13 protein-coding genes are annotated in these 19,288 nt (G+C 63.6%); 6 read left to right on the top strand and 7 right to left on the bottom strand.

What is annotated here, in order from left to right:
• Nucleotides 1-48: 48 nt before the first annotated feature.
• Together treY and CO667_RS01255 are read right to left on the bottom strand one after the other, a co-directional pair.
• Nucleotides 49-2,658 (bottom strand): malto-oligosyltrehalose synthase, encoded by a 2,610-nt coding sequence (gene treY / locus CO667_RS01260; protein WP_097616552.1) that lies wholly within the window; start codon nt 2,656-2,658, stop codon nt 49-51.
• 150 nt (nt 2,659-2,808) lie between these two features.
• A complete protein-coding gene (locus CO667_RS01255) occupies nt 2,809-4,035 on the bottom strand; it encodes an MFS transporter (protein WP_097616551.1) in 1,227 nt (408 codons plus the stop codon).
• A gap of 5 nt (nt 4,036-4,040) precedes the next feature.
• Between CO667_RS01255 and CO667_RS34630 the strand changes: the two genes are divergently transcribed.
• On the top strand, nt 4,041-4,256 hold the full coding sequence (locus tag CO667_RS34630) for a hypothetical protein (RefSeq protein WP_143540685.1): 216 nt from the start codon (nt 4,041-4,043) through the stop codon (nt 4,254-4,256).
• 13 nt (nt 4,257-4,269) lie between these two features.
• A complete protein-coding gene (locus CO667_RS01250; protein ID WP_097616550.1) occupies nt 4,270-4,731 on the top strand; it encodes an Lrp/AsnC family transcriptional regulator in 462 nt (153 codons plus the stop codon).
• A gap of 36 nt (nt 4,732-4,767) precedes the next feature.
• Here CO667_RS01250 and pbpC read toward each other — a convergent pair whose 3' ends face one another.
• Both pbpC and CO667_RS01240 read right to left on the bottom strand, forming a co-directional pair.
• Nucleotides 4,768-6,849 (bottom strand): penicillin-binding protein 1C, encoded by a 2,082-nt coding sequence (gene pbpC / locus CO667_RS01245; protein WP_097616549.1) that lies wholly within the window; start codon nt 6,847-6,849, stop codon nt 4,768-4,770.
• The gene (locus CO667_RS01240; protein WP_097616548.1) at nt 6,849-12,317 is read right to left on the bottom strand and encodes an alpha-2-macroglobulin family protein; all 5,469 of its coding nucleotides are present in this window, start codon (nt 12,315-12,317) and stop codon (nt 6,849-6,851) included. Before CO667_RS01240 ends, pbpC begins: the two co-directional genes overlap by 1 nt.
• Before the next feature lie 198 nt (nt 12,318-12,515).
• On the opposite strand from CO667_RS01240, the gene msrA reads away from it, so the two are divergent.
• The gene (gene msrA / locus CO667_RS01235) at nt 12,516-13,220 is read left to right on the top strand and encodes a peptide-methionine (S)-S-oxide reductase MsrA (RefSeq protein ID WP_097616547.1); all 705 of its coding nucleotides are present in this window, start codon (nt 12,516-12,518) and stop codon (nt 13,218-13,220) included.
• 34 nt (nt 13,221-13,254) lie between these two features.
• Here the strand turns inward: msrA and CO667_RS01230 are convergent, their stop codons facing one another.
• Nucleotides 13,255-13,794: a L,D-transpeptidase family protein gene (locus CO667_RS01230; RefSeq protein ID WP_097616887.1), complete on the bottom strand. Its 540-nt coding sequence runs from the start codon at nt 13,792-13,794 to the stop codon at nt 13,255-13,257.
• A 285-nt stretch (nt 13,795-14,079) separates the two neighbouring features.
• Here CO667_RS01230 and CO667_RS01225 point away from each other — a divergent pair, with 285 nt between their 5' ends.
• Nucleotides 14,080-14,520, top strand: a complete 441-nt coding sequence (locus CO667_RS01225) for a response regulator (RefSeq protein ID WP_097616546.1) — start codon at nt 14,080-14,082, stop codon at nt 14,518-14,520.
• A gap of 43 nt (nt 14,521-14,563) precedes the next feature.
• Here CO667_RS01225 and CO667_RS01220 read toward each other — a convergent pair whose 3' ends face one another.
• Nucleotides 14,564-15,301 (bottom strand): TetR/AcrR family transcriptional regulator, encoded by a 738-nt coding sequence (locus tag CO667_RS01220; protein ID WP_097616545.1) that lies wholly within the window; start codon nt 15,299-15,301, stop codon nt 14,564-14,566.
• A 266-nt stretch (nt 15,302-15,567) separates the two neighbouring features.
• On the opposite strand from CO667_RS01220, the gene CO667_RS01215 reads away from it, so the two are divergent.
• Both CO667_RS01215 and CO667_RS01210 read left to right on the top strand, forming a co-directional pair.
• Nucleotides 15,568-16,767, top strand: a complete 1,200-nt coding sequence (locus tag CO667_RS01215) for a multidrug effflux MFS transporter (protein WP_097616544.1) — start codon at nt 15,568-15,570, stop codon at nt 16,765-16,767.
• Nucleotides 16,768-16,907: 140 nt separating this feature from the next.
• The gene (locus CO667_RS01210) at nt 16,908-18,200 is read left to right on the top strand and encodes an MFS transporter (RefSeq protein WP_097616543.1); all 1,293 of its coding nucleotides are present in this window, start codon (nt 16,908-16,910) and stop codon (nt 18,198-18,200) included.
• Nucleotides 18,201-18,206: 6 nt separating this feature from the next.
• Here the strand turns inward: CO667_RS01210 and CO667_RS01205 are convergent, their stop codons facing one another.
• A complete protein-coding gene (locus CO667_RS01205) occupies nt 18,207-19,244 on the bottom strand; it encodes a LacI family DNA-binding transcriptional regulator (RefSeq protein ID WP_097616542.1) in 1,038 nt (345 codons plus the stop codon).
• Nucleotides 19,245-19,288 lie beyond the last annotated feature (44 nt).

Here is a 19,288-nt window from a genome sequence, read left to right as displayed (position 1 = left end):
GAAGGTCAAGCACTATTTTCGTGAATGTCGAGGCGTTGGGCGGCCGGCTCAGAGCGGGGTGATCAGCCCAACCGGCTGGCTGCCGAGCAGGGCGGCGACCGAAATGTTGCCGCCGGGTTCGATCGTCTTTCCGGTCACCAGGTCCGCCTTCAGCCCGTGCAGCGGGGAGGGGACGGCGATTGCCGTATCCTCCCAGAATTCCGGGCCGGCAAAGAGCACGCCCGGGTCGAGCCAGCCGAACATCAGCCGCGGCGCCGCGACGATGGCGAAATCACCCTTATGCACCCGGGCAAACGCCAGCACATGGTCGCGGCGGTTGCCCGTCACCTTCAGCGGCAGATAGTCGCCTCTGGCAAAGAGGTCCGCATACCGTTGGCGCAGTTGCAGGCCGATCGCGACGATGCGCTGTTTCAATGCCGCCGCCTGCAGCTTGGCGATCGGCCTGGCTTCATCAAGCCAGCCCGCCAGCCGCGCATGATCGACCGGCCGACGGTTGTCGGGATCGACGAGGCTGAAATCGAAGCCCTCCGTACCCTGGTAGATGTCGGGAATGCCGGGGGCCGTCAGCTTGAGCAGCGTCTGCGACAGGCTGTTGAGGTAGCCCGCCGCGATGAAGGGCTGCAGCACGCTTTCGAAATCTTCGAGGAAGGCGCTATTGTCGGGTGACACCAGCGCCGCGGCATAGGTCGTCACTGCTTCTTCATAGGCGGTATCCTGTTCTGTCCAATTGCTGCGCAGTTTGGCCTCGCGCACCGCCTTGACCGCATAGCCGGTGAAGCGTTCAGCAAGCGCATCCGTCTGCCCGCGGTCGAAATCTTCCGGCCAGATGCCGGCGAGCGCCTGATAGAGCATCCATTCGACATTCGGCTCCGGCACAATGCCATCCGGCAGGTCCTGCAGCCATGGCCGGTTCATGTCGCGCCAGCGCTCGACCGCTTGCGCAAAAACATCCGCGCCTTCGCTCAGCGCATAAAGCCTGGCGCGCGCATCCTCGCCGCGTTTGGTGTCGTGGGTGGCGCTTGCCGAAAGCCCATACGGCTGTAGCCGCGCCCGCTCGGCCATACGGCGGTGGAATTCCTCCGTGCCGCCAGGCGGCTTGCCCGGTTCGCCGCCCACTTCGTTGGCGGCAAGCAGCCTGTTATAGCGGTAAAACAGCGTATCCTCTGTCGCCTTCGCCATGACAGGTCCACTCAATTGCTGAAAGCGGATGCGGAATTCGTGGGCCGCATCCCCTTCGATCTTGCCTTCGAGAAGCTTCAGCACATGGTCGCACGCCCTGCGATTATCGAGCTTTGGCATGACTTGCGATGCGGTCCCGGCAAGGACCGCGGCATCCTGCCAGGAAAGCGGGCCGCCGTCGCCATAGGTGCGGTAGACGGGAAAGGCGATCAGCAATTCGCCGAGCGCGGTGGCGATCTGGTCTCTGTTCAGCTCGGGAAAGATGCCTGCCGCGATCGACACCAGCCTGTCGGTCTCGCCGGCGAAATTGCGCTCCACCATCAGGCTTTTGGCAATCCGCCGGCCCTCTTCGAGATTGCCCGTCTCTCCCGCGAGGCTGCGATAGGCCCCGTCCAAGATGCGCAGACCACCACTATCGATGAACAGCTCGCTGAGCGCGGCGATGAATTCATATCCGGTGGTGCCGGCAACCGGCCAGCTCTCCGGTAGCACCTCACCGGGTCCGAGGATCTTTTCGACGATGATATAGCTGTCCGGCCCGACCGCCTCGCGCAACCTGTCGAGATAGGCCTTGGGTTCGGCGAGCCCGTCGACATGGTCGATGCGCAGGCCCTGGACCTTGCCATGGCGCACCAGTTCGATCACCACCCGGTGTAAGTCCTCGAATACGGCGGGATCTTCGACGCGAGTGCCGACCAGGCCGGTCACCTCGAAAAAACGGCGATAGCTCAGATGCAGCGCCGCCTCCTTCCAATGGGTCAGCCGCCAATGCTGTCCCTCATGCAGGCTTTTGAGGAAATCGCGATCGGCTGATACATCTTCGAGCTTTTGCCGGAGGAGAGCCCCATCGCCGCCTTCGAAAAGAATGTCGCGCATCGCCCGGGCGAAGTCCTCGCCTGAGGTCACCGCTGCTGCCTCCGCCATTCTCGTCGCCACCGGATCGTCGAGCCGGTTGGCGAGCGCACCGTAACTGCTGGGGTTTAACGGCAACAGCGTCTCGAAATAGCCAAGTGCGAAGTTGCCGTGCGTTTCGTCGAGCGTGATGCTGAGCTCGCCGGCGGCGAGCGCCGCGTCGAAATCCTGGCCGAGCTGCGGCAGCGTCAACGGCTCGCTCCAGTCGATGTCGAAATGGTTGGCATAGGCGCTTTGCCGGCCGAATATCAGCACGTCGCGCCACCAGCCGTTTTCCGGCGAGGCGGCCATGTGGTTCGGGACGATGTCGAGGATCAATCCCATGCCTGCGGCGGCGAGGCTTTCCGTCAGCCGCTCGAATCCGGCCCGGCCACCGAGCGCCGGGTCGATTTCGTTGGCGTCTGTGACGTCATAGCCATGAGTGGAGCCGCTGACGGCGGTGAAGATCGGCGAGGCGTAGAGGTGGCTGATGCCGAGCGCCTTGAGATAGGGAATGAGGCCGCAGGCGCGATCGAAGCTCATGCCGTTGCGGAATTGGATCCGGTAGGTCGCTGTCGGAAGTGTCATGAGGCCGTCGGACGTTGGAGGGAGACCCTTTTCAACGGTTGTGGCCGGGTTTTTGTTCCCTTACGGCGCCGCGCCTCTTGTCATGCCCGGTCGCTCCGAAGCTGCGATTTTGCAGGGCCGATCTTTGAGCGAGGAGGGCACATGACGAATCTATGCCCCGTCCTGCAAATGCCTTGCCTTGCGCAATTGCGGAAACCAATACCACCACAGCGCCGATACTCCGATCGTCGCGGCGCCGCCGATCATCACCGCCGGCACGGCGCCGAAGGCCCAGGCCGAGATGCCGGCGCGGAATTCGCCGAGCTCGTTCGAGGCGCCGACGAACGCCATGTTCACCGCGTTGACCCGCCCGCGCACGGCATCGGGCGTCCGCAGCTGGATCAGCGTCTCGCGCACATAGACGCTGACCATGTCGAAACCACCCATCAGGCCAAGCGCCAGCACCGACAGCCAGACCACCTTCGAGGCGCCGAACACGGCGATGCAGAAACCCACCAGGGCGACGCAGACGAACATGATCACGCCGGCATGGTCTTTCACCGGATGGCGCAGCAGGAAGGCGGCCACCAGGATCGAGCCGATGCCGGGTGCCGCGCGCAGGAGGCCGAGCCCCCACGGGCCGACGGCGAGAATGTCGCGTGCGTAGACGGGCAGCAACGCCGAGGCTCCGCCGAGCAGCATGGCGAAAAGATCGAAGGAGATGGCACCAAGCACGATCTTCTCCTTCCAGATGTAACGGAAGCCGGCAACGACCGTCTCCAAGCTTGGTCTTTCCTCGGCGACGCGGCCGCCGGCCGGTACGCGGATGCTCATCGCCGCCGCGACGGCAAGCAGCACGAAAGAGCTGATGTAGGCCACGTCAGGCGAGATGCCGTAAAGCAGGCCGCCGACGACCGGCCCGACGATAGTCGCGATCTGCCAGGAGGAGGTGCCCCAGGCGATGGCACTGGCACGGTCTTCCGCCGGCACGAGGCCGGGCATCAGCGACTGCTGTGCCGGGCCGAAGAAGGCACGCAGCGTGCCGAGCACCGCGAGCATGCAGAGGATCGGCGTCACCGTCTGCTCCCCTGTCCTGGTGAATATGAACAGGGCCAGCGCGCATAGCCCCTCGCCGACGATGCAGCCCGTCATGATCAGCACACGGTTGAAACGATCGGCCACGGCGCCGGTCACCAGCACGAGCAGGAAGGCGGGCAGGAACAGCGTGAGGCCTACCATGCCGAGATCGAAGGGGTCGCGGGTGATGTCATAGATCTGCCAGCCGACCGACACACCCATGATCTGGGCGGAGAAGTTGACGAGGAAACGGGCAATCCAATAATGACGAAAGCCGGCATGGCGAAAAGCGCCGGCGCGCGGCGAAACAAGCTGGGACATGATGGGTGAACCGCGAAAAATGGTTTGCTTACGGGCGGGGAGAGGCGGCCCGCGCAGAACTGGTCGAGGCCTGGCCTGGCGATGCGGCGCAATTCTCGCGATCGCGAGTCTCGTTGATGGCGGAGAGAAGTGATTGTTTTGTCATGCAGAGAGATGATGCCTTTACGATGCGGGAAAACCGCGCCGACCTGAAATCTCTGGCGGAATTTCCGCGTATATGATTGGAACGACGCTATGGATGACATCGATCGAACCATTCTATCGATCCTGCAGGAAAACGCCGACATTCCCGGCAAGGTCATTGCCGACGCCGTCAATCTTTCCACCTCGGCCGTCGAACGCCGCATCAGCAAGCTGAAGCAGGATGGCATCATCGAGAAGATCGTGGCGGTGGTCAGTCCGAAGGCCGTCGATCGAACCTTGTCCATTCTGGTTGAGCTCGAATTCCAGAACGAACATCGACACACGCTGGAGCAATTCCAGCGATGGTTGGACCGTACGCCGGAAGTTCAATCATGCTGGTATGTCACCGGCGATGTCGATTTTGTCCTGCTGGTGGCTGTCCGCGATCTCGAAGAATATAACGGCTTCGTCGACCGGCTGATGAATGAGCAACAAGCGCTCGTGCGAAAATACAAGAGCCTGATCGCGTTGAAAACGGTCAAGCATGGTTTGGCGTTGTCCGTCGATGAGTGACGGCTCCCGGGTCAAATCGCAGCTTCAGGCCGATGCTCAATCGATGAAAACGCCGACGCTTGCTGCGCGGCCGGCCGAGTCGATGACGGTCAGTTTCGAGTAGCCGCCGCCATCCGGCAGCCATTGCTGGGTGCGCCGGCGGGAGAGATCGGGCAGCGGCTTGCCGTTGGCAAGCCAGCGGAAGGGGGCGCGGCCGCCCTGCAGTTTCAGCATCAGCGGTGACAGGTCGCCTGCTCCAGCACCGAGATCGATATGGGCGCCCTCGGGCGGATAGACGATCTGCGGTGCCGGCTCGCGGCCGGAGGCGACGAGCAGGCCGCTGGCATTGAGGGCGAAACGCCGCTGGCTGATCAGCAGCTCGGATTGGGCGATGCGCACGGCGCCGGCGGGCGGGCGGGGCAGCGGCGTTGTCGCGATGCCCGATTTGGCGAAACCTTCGAACAGAATCGGCGCGGCGGTGCCGTAGCCGGTCAATCCTGGCACGGCGCTATTGTCGGGCCGTCCGACCCAGACGCCGAGCACATAACGCCCGTCATAGCCGACCGACCAGGCGTCGCGATAGCCGTAGCTCGTGCCGGTCTTGTAGGCGATGCCGCGCTGCGGCGCGCCGGCGGGGGGAATGACGCCGGAGAGAATATCGGCGATGTTCCAGACGGCGACCGGCTCCAGCAGCGGTTCGCCGTCGAGCTTGCCCGGTGTGCCGGTGATGCCGTCGCCGAGCCTGGAAGGCTGGCCACGATTGGCGAGCGCCGTATAGAGCTGCACCAGATCCTTCAGCGTCATGCCGATGCCGCCGAGACCGATCGCCAGACCCGGCGTCTCGTTCGGCGGCAGCACCGGGCGCACCTCGGCGCGGCGAAAGCGCACCATCAGCCGCGACGGGCCGACGGCATCGAGCAGCTTGACGGCCGGCACGTTCAGCGAAAGCTGCAGCGCCTCGCGCACGGTGACGTCGCCCTGATAGCTCATGTCGAAATTGCGCGGCCGGTAACCGAAGAAATCGGCGGGCCGGTCTTCGATGATCGTCTCCTGGGACACCAGGCCCTGCTCGAAGGCCAGCCCATAGATGAAGGGCTTCAGCGTCGAGCCCGGCGAGCGGTTGACGCGCGTCATGTCGATCCAGCCGGAGCGGCTGGCGTCGAAATAATCGGCCGAGCCGACCTCGCCGACGATCGCGCCGGTTTGCGCATCCGCCATCACCATGGCAAGCGACAGCTTCGGCCCGAGCTTCATGGCCGCGGCCCGCGCGACCTGTTCCAGTCCCTGCTGCACCTGTTTCTTCAAGGTCGTCTGGTGCTTGAGGACATCGGGCTCCTTGCGCCGTGCGGCTTCGGCGACATGGGCGGCCAGTGCCGGCAATTGCATGCGCCGCGGCGGGACTCCGACACCCTCGGCCCGCTCCGCTTCGCCGTCGCCGACGGCCTCGGTCACCGCGACGCGGTCAAGCACACGCTTGCGTGCGGCTTCGGCTGCCTTGAGATTGCGGTCCGGCCGGCGCCGCTCCGGCAATTGCGGTAGGGCGACGAGCAAAGCCGCCTCGGCGACCGTCAGGCGGCGCGGCTCCTTGCCGAAATAGGCAAGGCTTGCGGCGCGCACGCCTTCGAGATTGCCGCCATAGGGCGCATGGGTGAGGTAGAGATCGAGAATCTGTTGCTTCGACAGCCGCCGCTCGATCTGCACGGCGCGCACCAATTGCAGGAGCTTTGCCGAAAGCGAGCGTCCTTCGCGCGGCTCGATCAGCCGCGCCACCTGCATCGACAGCGTCGAGGCGCCGGAGACGATGCGGCCATTGCTGACCAATTGCACGGCGGCGCGCCCGAGCGCCCAGACGTCGACGCCGCCGTGATCATAAAAACGCTGGTCCTCATAGGCGATCAGCATGCGTAGGAATTGCGGATCGACGTCGGCGACTGCCGTTTTCAGCCGCCAGCGGCCTTCCGAGGTCGCAAAGGCGCGCAGCAGTTGCCCATCGGCATCCAGCACCTCGGCGGAGACGGCATTCGCCTTGTCGAGTGGCGGCGGATAGGCCTTGTCGGCAGCGTCGAGCGCGAAAAGGACCGCGCCGGCAAAAGCAATGCCGGCGGCGGACCCGATCGCAAACTTGTGCCACCGCTTCATTATTGCGCTGCCACGACCTCCATCTTGCCGGTCGCCGTGCGGGCCGAAAGCTCCGGCCGGTACATATCCTCGACGTTTGCGGCCGGATGGTCGTAGGTGCCGGGGGTGACGGCGCGCACGACATAGGCGACGTTGAATTCGCGATTGTCGCCTGCCGCACGGTTGAAGGCGGCGACGAAGCGGTCGTAGCGGAATTCGGTATGGGCAGCGGAGATCTCGCCGATCCAGTCGAAATTCGTCATCTGGGCGCTGTCGACGAGATTCGGATTATCGATCTCGAAGCCGGCGGGCAGAAGGTCGGTGATGACGATGCGCGACGGCCAGTCATTGGTTTCGCGCACATGGATGACGACGACGTAGCGTTCGTTCTGCTTCGCCTCGCTGACATTCGCCTGCTCGCCGTCGAGCGTGTAATAGGTCCGCTCGATGATGAAGCCGTCGCCGCCGGCCGGCAGCGGCACCGTCGGGGCAGCAACGGTGGTGACCACAGCCGAAACTGTGTCATTGGTCTGGTTGGTCAGTGTCAGCGGATGGTCGGCCAGCGCATCGCCGGTCATGCGTGCCATGTAGGCACCGGTGTGTGCGGCGCCATTGACATCGACCTTCAGACCATCGTCACCGCCCTGGATGGCGCGCGCGGCAAGCAGCATCCAGGTTTCTTCCTGGGTGCTCTTGTATTTGCTGCGCCCCCATTCCTTGGCGACGGCCTTGGCGAGATCAGGGATGACCGGCGGCACCGGCCGGCTTTCGGCGGCAAGCGCCAGGATCGCAGCACCATCGCGCAGGATCGTGCCGTAATCGGTGCGCGACAGGTTCACGCGCGAGACCATCGACTGCTGCGACATCTGCAGCGCGTCGAGGAAGATGTTCTTCGAACGCTGCGCATCGCCGTAGAGCGCCAATGCGGCGGCGATATGCGCCTTGGCGAGCGGTGTCGGGAAGTCGTTGATCATCGTATCGGCATAATAACGCAGATCGCTGATCGCCGCCTTCTTGTTGCGGGCAAGCACGTAGATGGCATAGGCGATCTGGTCACCCTGGCCCTTAATGTCGGTGGTGTAGGACAGCGTGTTCTGCAGGTTTTCCAGTGCCTGCACGAAAGCTCTTTCCGGCACGTCATATTTCATTTCGCGGGCCCGCGTCAGGAAATCGGTGACGTAGGAATCCAGCCAGACGTCGCCCGAATCCGGTCCCCAGAGGCCGAAGCTGCCGGCCGAGGCCTGATAGGAGAGCACGCGGTAGATGGCGTCCTGCACCCGTTTGTGCACGTCGTCGTCATTTTCGATGCCGGCCTGCTTCGCCACTTCGGCGAGGTAGAGCAGCGGCAGCGCCCGGCTGGTGGTCTGCTCGGCGCAGCCCAAGGGATAGCGGTCGAGCGTCATCAGCAAGGCGGGAATGTCGAAGGCGGCCGATCGGGTGACGTTGACGCTGATCGAGGCGCCGGGCAGCACGCTGTCGGCGAGCAGATTCTTGTCGACGGTGAGCTTTGCCCCGGGTTTCAGCGCCAGCACCCGCCGTTCGGTGATCGGCAGGGATGCCGGGCGCACCGGCACGTCGACGGTCTGGTCGAGCGACAGGCCGGAGGCGTCGGAGAGGTTGATCGAGACACTGCCGGCGCCCGGCTCTTTGCCGATGAGCGACAGCGTCAGCTCGGATTTCGCCCCGGCTTCGAGACGGATCGTCTGCGCGGCGGAGGCTTGGTCGATGCCGACCGCGTCGTTGCCGGTCAGCTGCAGCTTGTAATCGCCGGCCGGCGCATCGGTATTGGCGATGTCGAGGCGCAGATTGGCCTTGTCGCCGGGGGCGAGGAATTTCGGCAGGCTCGCGGTCACGACGACGGGATCGCGGATAATGACATCCTTGACGCCGTGGCCGACACCGGTCTTCGTCCAGGCGACCGCCATGACACGCGCCGTGCCGTTGAATTGCGGGATGTCGAAGGAGACGTGGGCCTTGCCTTCGGCGTCGAGCTTCACCGGGCCGGAGAAGAAGGCGACGAGCTTCTGCGTCGGCGGGCTGGCCTGCAGCGCCACGGCACCGCCGTCGCCACCGGTCCTGAGCTTGCCGGTCGCACCCAGCGAGCCGTCGATCAGCCGGCCGTAGAGGTCGCGGATTTCAAGGCCGAGCTGGCGCTGGCCGAAATACCAGTCCTCCGGGTTCGGCGGTTCGTAGCGCGTCAGGTTGAGAATGCCGACATCGACGGCGGCGACCGTGACATAGGCATCTTCATTGGCGCCGGCGCCGGCCACCTGCAGGCCAATATTCAGTGGCCCGCGCGGCAACATCTTTTCAGGCGTGTCGAGCGTCACCTGCAGGGCGCGCTGTTCGGGATCGACTTTCAGCCATTTGATGCCGATCGAGCGCATCGGCATGTGGCTGTCCTGGGCATCGCCGGGACGGAAGAGCGTGGCGGTGACATAAGCGCCGGCGCCCCAGTCCGCGGTGACGGGAATGTCGACCTCGCCTCCGGTCTCGCCGATCGCAGCATTCTGCACGGCGACCAGCTTTTCGGTGCCTGCCGTGACCATCAGCTCGCCGCCGTAGCGCGAGGTGACTTTCAGCTTGGCGGTGTCGCCGATCTTGTAGCTGTCCTTGTCGAGGGCGATTTCCAGCCCGTCCGGCGTTTCGGTCGAGGTCGAGCTCACGAACCAGCCGGCGTCGAATTCAACGCTGGAGGTCGGGCCGTCGGCATCCGGGCTTTCCACTTCGAGGCGGTAGCGGCCCCATTTCACCGGCACGGCGATCTTGCCGCCGTCCATCGTCGCATCGACGCTGCCGTTGGCGACCTGCTCGGCGGTGTAGACCGGCTCGTATTTCCAGGCCGTTCCCTCGCGATACCATTGGTATTCGCGGTTGAGGCTATAGAATTTCCAGCGCAGGCCCTTGGCCTCCTGCTTCTGTTCACCGGCATTGACGCCGATCACCGTGAAGTTGGCGATCGAGTTCTCCGGCAGGTCGTCGGAAAACTCCGGCTTGATGCCGATCGAAGCCCGCTCGGTCTTCACCGGAAGCACCAGCGAGCGCTCGATGGCGCGGCCGCCCGCTTCCTGCATGCTGATATAGACGGTGGCGTTGAGCCGCTGCGTCGTTGCCGGCAGCTCGCCGACGGTGAGGTCGGTCGAGGCCTCGCCGTTCTCGTCGAGTTCCGGCAGGCCGTCGATCGGCAGGCGCGAATCCTCGCTCGCCTCCTCGTCGGCAAGCCCGAAGAAGAAGCCCTTATAGGCCGCACTCTCGCGCGTCGGCTTGACGACGACGTTGCCTTCGAGCGTCAGGCCGGCGGCCGGCGCGCCATAGAGATATTTGCCCGATATGGTGATCAGCGCCGGCGTATCTGTGCCGATTTCCTTGGCTTCGGTCTTGATCTCCAGGTCGGTGCGATCGGGCACGAAATCGTCGACGAGGAAACTCTTGCTGGCGATCGCGCTGCCCTTGGGGTCGGTATAGATGTTCATCGTCCAGGTGCCGCGCATGGCGTTTTCCTGGGTCGGGAAATCGACGGTATAACCGCCGAGATTGCTGGTCTGGCTGACGATCCGCCGGTCTTCGACGCCATCTGGACGGCTGAAGATGAAGGTGAGCGGCAGGTTCTCGATGGCGGTACCGTCGGTGTCGCGGGCGAGCGCTTGGGCATGCACCGTCTCGCCGGCGCGGTAGATGCCGCGTTCAGTGAAGGTCAGGACGTCGATCGCGCCGGGTGCGGCGCGGCCGGTGACGCCGCGGTCGGAGAGATCGAAGCCGGCCCGCGTCATGTCGAGGAAGACGTAGTCCGAGGTGCCGTTCCTGGCGGCGATGACGGCAGGCGTCAGCGCCGCCGTGCCGCGGATCAGGCCGGCGGTGAAGGTAGCGCGGCCATTTTCGTCGGTCGTCGCGGTGCCGAGCACTTCATTGTTCTTGGCAAGCAGCTGCAGCTCGACGCCGGCGATTGGCTTGGCCGAGGCGAGCGAGCGGGTGAAGACGTTGAGCCCGTCGGTGCCGGCATAGGTGGTGACGCCGATATCGGAGACCAGGAACCACTGCGTCGCCTGCGAATCCCACTCCTGCGCCGGGCCGTTCGGGCCTGTTGCCGTCAGCACGTAGATGCCGGGCTTGCGCTCGGGCAGCGCTTCGTCGACCGGGAAACTGGTGACGATGTCCTTGTTGAGCTCGTTGGCGATGTCGATCGAGCCCTGCCAGACGAGTTCGCCGTTCTGGTCCTGGATGGTCTGGGCGCTGTAGCCGTCGAGCTGGGTCAGGAATTGCGAGTTGGTCAAGAGCGGCGCAATGGCGCGATCGCCGATGCGGTAGAGTTTGAGATTGGCCGAGCTCAGGTTGACGGAGACGAGTGGGATGCCGCGGCGCGCCGTCGAGGGCAGCACGAAGCTGTCGCCGGTGAAACGCACCATCTGGCTGCGGTCCTTGATATAGACGTCGATGCTGACGGGGGCTTCGAGCGCCTCGTCGACGGAGGACGGCAGGCCCGTGCGGAAGGCGATCTTGTAGGTTTCGCCATGCGTCAGCCCCTCGACGCAGATCTGCTTGTCCTTGGTTTCCAGCGCCTTGGGGGCTGCCCCGTTCAGCGTCACGAAGGGCGTGTAGTCGGTGGTCTTGATCAGCGCCTCGGAGAAGGTGACGCAGGCCCGCGGCGTGGCGCTGTCGGCATCGACCGTGTGTTCGGTGATGCGGAAGCCCTGCGTCGATTTCAGCTGCAGGTAGGCGGTCTGAACATCGTCGGAGGCAACCAGCGCCAGGCTCGCTTTGTAGGCATCGAGCGCCGGGCGGTAATTGGCGTTGCGGTCGAGCGCATCGGCGAGCACGGCGAGCGCCTCGGCGCGCTTGGCCTTGGTGCGCGTCAGCTCGTAGCCGTTCAGCGCGTCGAGCACGGCCTGGCCTGCCGTGTTGGTCTCGGCGCTGCCGAGCGACGCGGCGGCGCGGGCGGTTTCGAGCCAGAGATCGGCGTCGTCAGGCGTGATCGACAGCGCACCATGGAAGGACTTCAGCGCGTCGGCCAGATTGTTGCCGGTGAGGTCGATGCGGGCATTGGCCGTCAGGCTGTCGACGCCCTGGCCCTGCTGGTCGTCGGTAAGGGCGAGATTGTCCCGGAAGTCGTGGGCCTGCTGGATGAGGTCGTTCTTCAGGAAGGTCAGGCGCGGTGCGGCGCCGAGATCCGGCTCCTGCTTGCCTGCGGTCTCGACGATCTTGCCGGCGATGGCGCCGGGGAAGGCGTTCATCGTCTTGAAGTCAGACTTCAGGAAACACCATTTCACCTTGGGATTGTAGGTGAAGGCCTTGCAGCTCTTGTCGCCGATGCAGGAGGTCTTGCATTGGTCGAGCGAGACATTCTGCTCGGTGCGAAGATCGAAACCGAAGAAATCGGCGTCCTTGATCGTCTGGATGTCGCGCTTGGTGTCCGCAGCGGCGGCAGGAAAGCTGACGGCCATCGTGGAAAAAAATGCGATTGTCGCGAAAGCAAAGAACGAGCGCACGGACATAGGTTCCCCCCGGAAATGCAGGCTCTGACCGGCGGCACTCTCCTCACTCCACGCGAGATTGTCAACTCGACTCGCGCGCTGTTTCAACTTCGCACAGGCGCTTTCGTCCGGTTGTCACATCGGCGTGAGTGATCGCCTTGTGATTTGCGGCTTTCACTGACATGAGCAAGGATTTGGGCGATCGCAGGAGGTCGCGCCATGTCCACGTCATCCCGCCGCAGGAGCCTAGCCGCGCTTCTTGCCGCAACTGTTCTTTCAATCGGTGCGAGTGCCGCAGGCGCCGCTGAAGATGCCGTCGTCATCCCGCCGCCTGCTGTCGACGAGGCCGCCGGGGCAGGGACCGAGACCGCGATTTTCGCCGGCGGCTGTTTCTGGGGCGTCCAGGGCGTCTTCCAGCACGTCAAGGGCGTCAAGAGCGCCGTCTCCGGTTATGCCGGCGGCGAGGCCAAGACGGCGCAGTACGAAACCGTCAGCAGCGGCTCGACCGGTCATGCCGAATCCGTCGAGGTGAGGTTCGATCCGAAAGAGGTGAGCTACGGCAAGCTGCTGCAGATCTTCTTCTCGGTGGCGCATAACCCGACGCAGCTGAATTTCCAGGGGCCGGATCGGGGAACGCAATACCGCTCGGTGCTGTTCGTCGCCGATCCCGAGCAGCGCAAGGTGGCCGAGCGCTATATCGACCAGCTCGACAAGGCACATGTCTTCGCCCGGCCGATCGTTACCAAGGTGTCTGAAACCACCGGCTTCTATCCCGCCGAAGCCTATCATCAGGATTTCCTGACGCTCAATCCGACCTATCCCTATATCGTCTACAACGACCTGCCGAAGATCGAGAACCTGAAGTCGCTGTTTCCCGCCGACTACCGCAGCCAGCCGGTCCTCGTCAGGAAGGCCAAGGGCTGAGGAAGCCGACAGAGCATTCGGTCTGGGCAATCGGTCAGGGCATGATGTCTATCGGGGTGTGGTCGGGGACGCTGGCCCAGATATCGCGCATCTCGGCGTTGGTGACGGCAATGCAGCCATCCGTCCAATCCCACAGCCGATGGGCGTTTCCGAACAGGCCCCAGCCATTGGGAAGGCCGTGGATCATGATAGCGCCGCCGGGCGGAAAGCCATGGGATTCGGCGTTGCGCTGGTCATTCAGGTTCGGATAGGAAATGTGCAGGCTGAGATGCGCCATGGACTTGGGATTTCGCCAGTCGATCTCATAACGCCCTTCCGGCGTTTTCTCGTCACCTTCCCGCTGTTTGGGACCATCATCGGCAGCCTGCCCAAGAGAAATCCGATAGGTCGAGAGGGGAATATCGCCTTTGAGAAGGACCATGCGGCGTTCGGATTTATAAACGCGAATGAGGTCGGCCTGTTGCGCGAGCGGCGCATCCGGAGGCGGCGCGCCTGAGCCGATCTTGGCCATCAATTTGGTGTAAGCGAACAAGCCGATAATCACGGCGGCCAAAACGATAAATTTTTTTCTCAAGATCATCCCAGTCTTTAAGCGGACGGAAGGGTTATACCGCCTTATCGCGCCCTCAGCCAGAAGAGGTACGCGCTGGAATTGAGTGCGAGCACGGCGCCACTTTTTGCTGCATATCCGTCGTTTTAAGAATCTATCAACGTTAACAATATCTTAAATCCCAGAAATCGCGTTCCAGCGCGGAACATAAGCTCGAGTTGCCCGTTACCGCCCTGAGTTTCGCTTGAGGACAGGCTGGCGGAGCGGATCCCTCTTTCGAAGTATAGGCGTAAACCAAGGGGACGTATCATGGCCACCAATGTCGTGCGGCGCTGGCAACGAGATGATCTCATGAGACAGAGAGTATTGATCGTCGAAGATGAATTCCTCATTGCGCTCGATCTCGGGGCGACGGTGGAAGCCATGGGCATGCAGGTCGCGGGCCTCGCCAATGATCGCGAACAGGCGCTGCGGCTGGCGCCGCTTGCCGATATCGCCTTCGTCGACGTCAATCTCGCCGACGGCCCGACTGGGCCTGAGATCGGCCGGCGGCTGGCGGAAGAACACGGCATTGCGGTGGTTTTCATGACCGGCAATCCCGAAGCGGTCGCCGATGGCGTCAAGGGCGCGGTCGGCGTGGTGCAGAAGCCGGTGATGCCTTCGCTTGTCGAGCAGCTGGTGAAATATCTTGCCGCGCGCCGGGTCGGCATGTTCGCGGTCGTGCCGGCGCAGATGACGGTCTTTGTCTGATCAGAGGGGGCCTGATCGGAAAGGCCCGATCGGAAAGGGTTGGTCAGCCTGAAATGGCTGCGAGCTGCGGCGGATGGCCGGTCTTTTCCGTCTCCGGCCTGCCATAGGCCTTGAGAAAGGTACGCACGGCATTGCGCGCCGCCTTTTCCAGTTCCGCATCGCTGGGTGTTTCGCCGAAAAGCGTCATCATCTGCAGGTCGGCATTGCCGAGCGCCACGAACTGGCGGGCGGCGACGTCGAAATCGTCGATTACAAGCGCTCGGCCGTGGGCAAGCCGGGCGAGAAGCGCGGAAAGGGCGGTGGTCAGCTTGCCCGGCCCCTGCTGGCGCCAGCTCTGGAAAAGGTGCGGATAGCGCTCGCCCTCGGTCTGCACCAGCTTGCGCAGGAATTTTCCGTCGTGATTGCAGATGCAGTTCTTGTTGAGGCGCACGGCGAAGGCCGTCAGGTCGTCCTCCAGATTGTCGGCGTTTTCGGGGAAGCTCGACAGCACCGAGAACAGCATGGCATTGGCGCGGTTCATGACGTCTTCGACGACGGCGACGAACAGCGTCTCTTTTTCGCGGTAGTGATTGTAGATCGTCTGGCGGGAGACACAGGCGACGGCGGCGATCTCGTCGATGCTGGCGCCGGCAAAACCCTGGCGGCAGAAGACGTCGGCGGCGGCGTCGAGGATCGACAGGCGCTTGGCGCATTGTCCGCGCTGCCTATGCCCCGCCATTCCCGCCGGTGTCATGCGATCTTTCATGAGAGCGAAGATAAGACGTCTTGACGTTTTAGACAATGGCGTCTAATTTTACATCCGTGTCCAAAATTATTGACACATCGGTTCCGCCGCTGGAGATATGAGCTCCCAACTTCGTCTTCGCGCGAACGATCATCATCGAACCCCGGCGCATCGGCCCGAAATCGGAATCGATTTTCGGAAAGCGCGATGCAAATTCAAAGAGTTAGAGCGTCCCTTGGGCGGCCGAGAGGACGCACGGCGCTCTCAGGCAATGCGGCGGAGCGACCATCCCCTCCGCTGCGCTTTTAAGAAAGATCACCCTTATGACGGCTTCCTTCTTTCGCATTGCCCTCATTCTCGGCCTTCTCTCGGCCATCGGGCCTTTCGCCATCGACATGTATCTGCCGGCGCTGCCCTCCATCGGCCAGGACCTGCATGCCGATAACAACGTCACCCAGCTCACTCTTCTCGCCTTTTTCATCTCCTTTGCACTCGCCCAGCTCGTCTACGGTCCGCTGTCGGATATGTGGGGCCGCAAGCTGCCGCTTTATCTCGGCATCGGCCTCTTCGCGCTCGCCTCGATCGGCTGTGCACTGGCCACCGATATCGAAACGCTGATTGCCTTCCGTTTCGTTCAGGGCATCGGCGGCGCCGCCGGCATGGTCATTCCGCGTGCCATCGTCCGCGACATGCACACCGGCGTGCAGGCCGCCCGCCTGATGTCACTGCTGATGCTGGTCTTCTCGATCTCGCCGATCCTGGCGCCGCTGACCGGCAGCGCGGTCATCGAATTCTACGGCTGGCGCGGCGTGTTCTGGGCGGTGACGATCGCCGCCTTCATCGGCCTCGTCCTGCTCGCCACCCAGCTCGAGGAAACCCGTTCGGTCAACGAGCGCAGTGGCAGCGGTCTGAAGAGCGCCATGGCGGCCTACCGCCTGCTGCTCACCGACCGCAACTTCCTGACGCTGACCTTCATCGGCGGCCTCGGCATTTCGAGCTTCCTCGTCTATCTCGCCAACTCACCCTTCGTGCTGATCCAGCATTACGGGCTGACGCCGACGCAATATAGTTTCGCCTTCTCGATCAATGCCGTCTCCTTCTTCGCGGTATCGCAGGCGACCGGCTGGCTCGGCGAGCGTTTCGGCCTGGTGCGCGTCATGCGGATTGCCGTCAGCGCCTTTGCCCTTGCCATGGTTGTGATGGCGGTGGTGATGGCTTCAGGCTTCAACCAGTTGCCCGTCATGGCGAGCTTCCTGTTCATCGGCTACGGCTTCCTCGGGCTCGTCATTCCGACGAGCGCGGTGCTTGCCCTCGAAGACCACGGCGCCATCGCCGGCACTGCCTCGTCGCTGATGGGCACGCTGCATTTCGTCATCGCCGCCGTCGCCATGGTCATATCGAGCCTCTTCTTCGACGGCACCGCCGTTCCGATGGCCGCCGGCATCGCGCTTTGCGCCTTCGCAGCCTTCGTGCTGACCCAGGCAACGATCGGCCGCCGCGCCACTGTCGCTGCCGCCGAATGATCGAAGACCGGCCGCGCCCGGCTCCGGGTGCGGCCACACGATTCGGCCGCTGTTCCTCGAGAAAATGCAACGCGCAATTGATTATCATCTGACCGCTCTATCTACGCCATGACGAAGCATCGTCATTTCGGAGGATAAGCATGGTCGACGAGAAGCGGCTGATCTCGAAAATCACCTGGAAGCTGATGCCGTTTCTCGGCATCCTTTATCTAATCGCCTATATCGACCGGCAGAATGTCAGCTTCGCCAAGCTGCAGATGGTCGATGCGTTGGGGATGAGCGAATATGCCTATGGGCTCGGGGCTTCGTTGTTCTTCATCGGCTACTTTCTCTTCGAGGTGCCGAGCAACCTCTTCCTCGACAGGCTCGGCGCCCGTGTCTGGTTCGCGCGCATCCTGGTTTCCTGGGGCATCGTCACCGTCGCACTCGCCTTCACGCAGAACGCCACGATGTTCTATATCCTGCGTTTCCTGCTCGGCGTCTGCGAAGCCGGCTTCTTTCCCGGCGTCCTCTATCTGCTGACACTCTGGTTTCCCTCCGCCTACCGCGGCAGGATGGTCGGGCTGTTCATGATCTTCAGCGCGATCGCCAACGCCGTCGGCGCACCGCTTGGCGGCGTGCTGCTCGATCTCGACGGTCTCTATGGCTTTGCCGGCTGGGAATGGGTCTTCCTGGCGACCGGTATTCCGGCTGTTATCGCCGGCATCGTCACCTTCTTCTATCTTCCCGGCCGACCGGAAAATGCGAGCTTTCTGAGCGGCGAGGAAAAGAGCTGGCTCGAACGCCGGCTCGCCTCGGAAAATGCCGGTATGGGCGAAGATGCCGGAAACGGCTTCAAGGCGCTCATCGACCCGCGCGTGCTGCTGATGGCGCTTTGCTATATCGCCTTTCCGCTTTCGGCCTATGGTCTGAGCTACTGGCTGCCGACCATCGTCCAGGCCTTCGGCGTCAGCAATACGGTGAACGGTTTCCTCAACATCATTCCCTGGCTGCTGGTCGCGATCGCGCTTTATGCCGTTCCCACCATGGCCGACAAGGCGCAATCGAAGACGCCCTATATCGTCATTCCCGCCTTCATCGGCGCCGCCTGCCTGCTGCTGTCGGCGCTGATCCCGAACCACGCCCTGCAATTCGCCTTCCTCTGCGTCGCCGCCGCCGGCATTTTCGCGCCGCAGCCGGTGTTCTGGAGCCTGCCCTCGCGTTTCCTGAAAGGTGCAGGGGCCGCGGCCGGGCTTGCCGCCATCAATTCGGTCGGAAATCTCGGCGGCTTCGTCGCCCAGAACGTCGTGCCCTGGATCAAGGATGAGAGCGGCAGCACGATCGCGCCGATGTTCTTCCTGGCCGCCTGCCTTGCTGCCGGCGCCCTGCTGGTCTTCTTCGTCACCCGGCAGCTGTCGAGCCGGGAGCCTCCGGCGGCGCCGAGCCGGGTCTGAGGAGCGTCAAGGAATCAGCGTGAAGGCGTCGCTTTCGCCGGCAACGAGTTCCAGCGGCCAGATCCGGTTGCGGGCGCCCTGCGGATAATGCTCGGCATAGGCCGGCATGGTGGCGAGCAGGGTCTCGCCGAGTTGGGCGCCGAGATCGCGCAGCGACATGCGGAAGGACGTCAGCGACGGCTGCAGGAAATGCGTGCGCGGCTCCTCGCGAAAACCGACGACGGCGAGGTCGCGGCCGGGCACGAGGCCGGCCTCGGCCAGCCGCCGGTAGAGCCCGATCGCCATCAGCTCGTGGATCAGGATGATCGCGGTCGGCCGCTCTTCGATCATCAGCAGTTCGTGGCCGGCCTGATAGCCGCCCTGTTCGCTCGACTTGACGCGGATGACCAGCGCCGGATCGAAGGCAATGCCGTGGCGTTGCAGCGCCTGGCGGTAACTGTCGAGGAAGATATAGCCGAGATTGATGTCGGAGGAGGGGGCGGCAACCGCGATCCGCCGGTGGCCTTTTGCCACCAGCCGGTCGACGCCGCGCGCCGCCACGCCTTCGAAATCGAGGTCCATCCAGGTGTAGCTGCCGCCGGACGCGCTGCGGCCGAGCGCCACGAAGGGGATGCGGGCCTTTTCCAGAAGCTCGATGCGCCGGTCGGTGCGCCGGGTCGCCGAGATGATCAGCGCATCGACGAGGCGGCGCGCCACCATGCGCTTCAGATATTCGTGCGGATCCTCGTCGTCGGGGCAGGGCAGCATGACCAGATCGAGCTTGTGGCGGGAAAAGACGCTCTGCAGCCCGTCGGTGACGCCGAGGAAGAAGTCGTCGCTGTTTTCGACCGTCTCGCGGCTGACCTCGAGCATCAGCCCGATGACGTTGGTCATGCCCTGGCGGAGGCTGCGGCCCGATTGGTTGGCGACGTAACCGAGCTCTTCGGCGGCGGCGAGCACGCGCCGGCGCGTTTCGTCGTTGACGTCAGGCTTGCCGTTCAGCGCACGCGATACGGTCCCGATCGAAATGTCGAGATGTTTGGCAAGCTGGCGAATTCCCTTCATCTCAGGCGATCTTTCTCCCGGTCGGAGCGCGTTTATCCTCTCTT

Source organism: Rhizobium sp. L43 (assembly GCF_002531725.1).
Taxonomy (GTDB): domain Bacteria; phylum Pseudomonadota; class Alphaproteobacteria; order Rhizobiales; family Rhizobiaceae; genus Rhizobium.
Note: the sequence above shows the minus strand (reverse complement) of the source record. Positions and strands in the feature narration are given on the sequence as shown.

Bases quoted from the DNA above. Each gene is read 5' to 3' on its own strand.
- treY (WP_097616552.1), bottom strand. From the start codon at position 2,658: ATGACACTTCCGACAGCGACCTACCGGATCCAATTCCGCAACGGCATG.
- CO667_RS01255 (WP_097616551.1), bottom strand. From the start codon at position 4,035: ATGTCCCAGCTTGTTTCGCCGCGCGCCGGCGCTTTTCGCCATGCCGGC.
- CO667_RS01250 (WP_097616550.1), top strand. From the start codon at position 4,270: ATGGATGACATCGATCGAACCATTCTATCGATCCTGCAGGAAAACGCC.
- pbpC (WP_097616549.1), bottom strand. From the start codon at position 6,849: ATGAAGCGGTGGCACAAGTTTGCGATCGGGTCCGCCGCCGGCATTGCT.
- CO667_RS01240 (WP_097616548.1), bottom strand. From the start codon at position 12,317: ATGTCCGTGCGCTCGTTCTTTGCTTTCGCGACAATCGCATTTTTTTCC.
- msrA (WP_097616547.1), top strand. From the start codon at position 12,516: ATGTCCACGTCATCCCGCCGCAGGAGCCTAGCCGCGCTTCTTGCCGCA.
- CO667_RS01225 (WP_097616546.1), top strand. From the start codon at position 14,080: ATGGCCACCAATGTCGTGCGGCGCTGGCAACGAGATGATCTCATGAGA.
- CO667_RS01215 (WP_097616544.1), top strand. From the start codon at position 15,568: ATGACGGCTTCCTTCTTTCGCATTGCCCTCATTCTCGGCCTTCTCTCG.
- CO667_RS01210 (WP_097616543.1), top strand. From the start codon at position 16,908: ATGGTCGACGAGAAGCGGCTGATCTCGAAAATCACCTGGAAGCTGATG.
- CO667_RS01205 (WP_097616542.1), bottom strand. From the start codon at position 19,244: ATGAAGGGAATTCGCCAGCTTGCCAAACATCTCGACATTTCGATCGGG.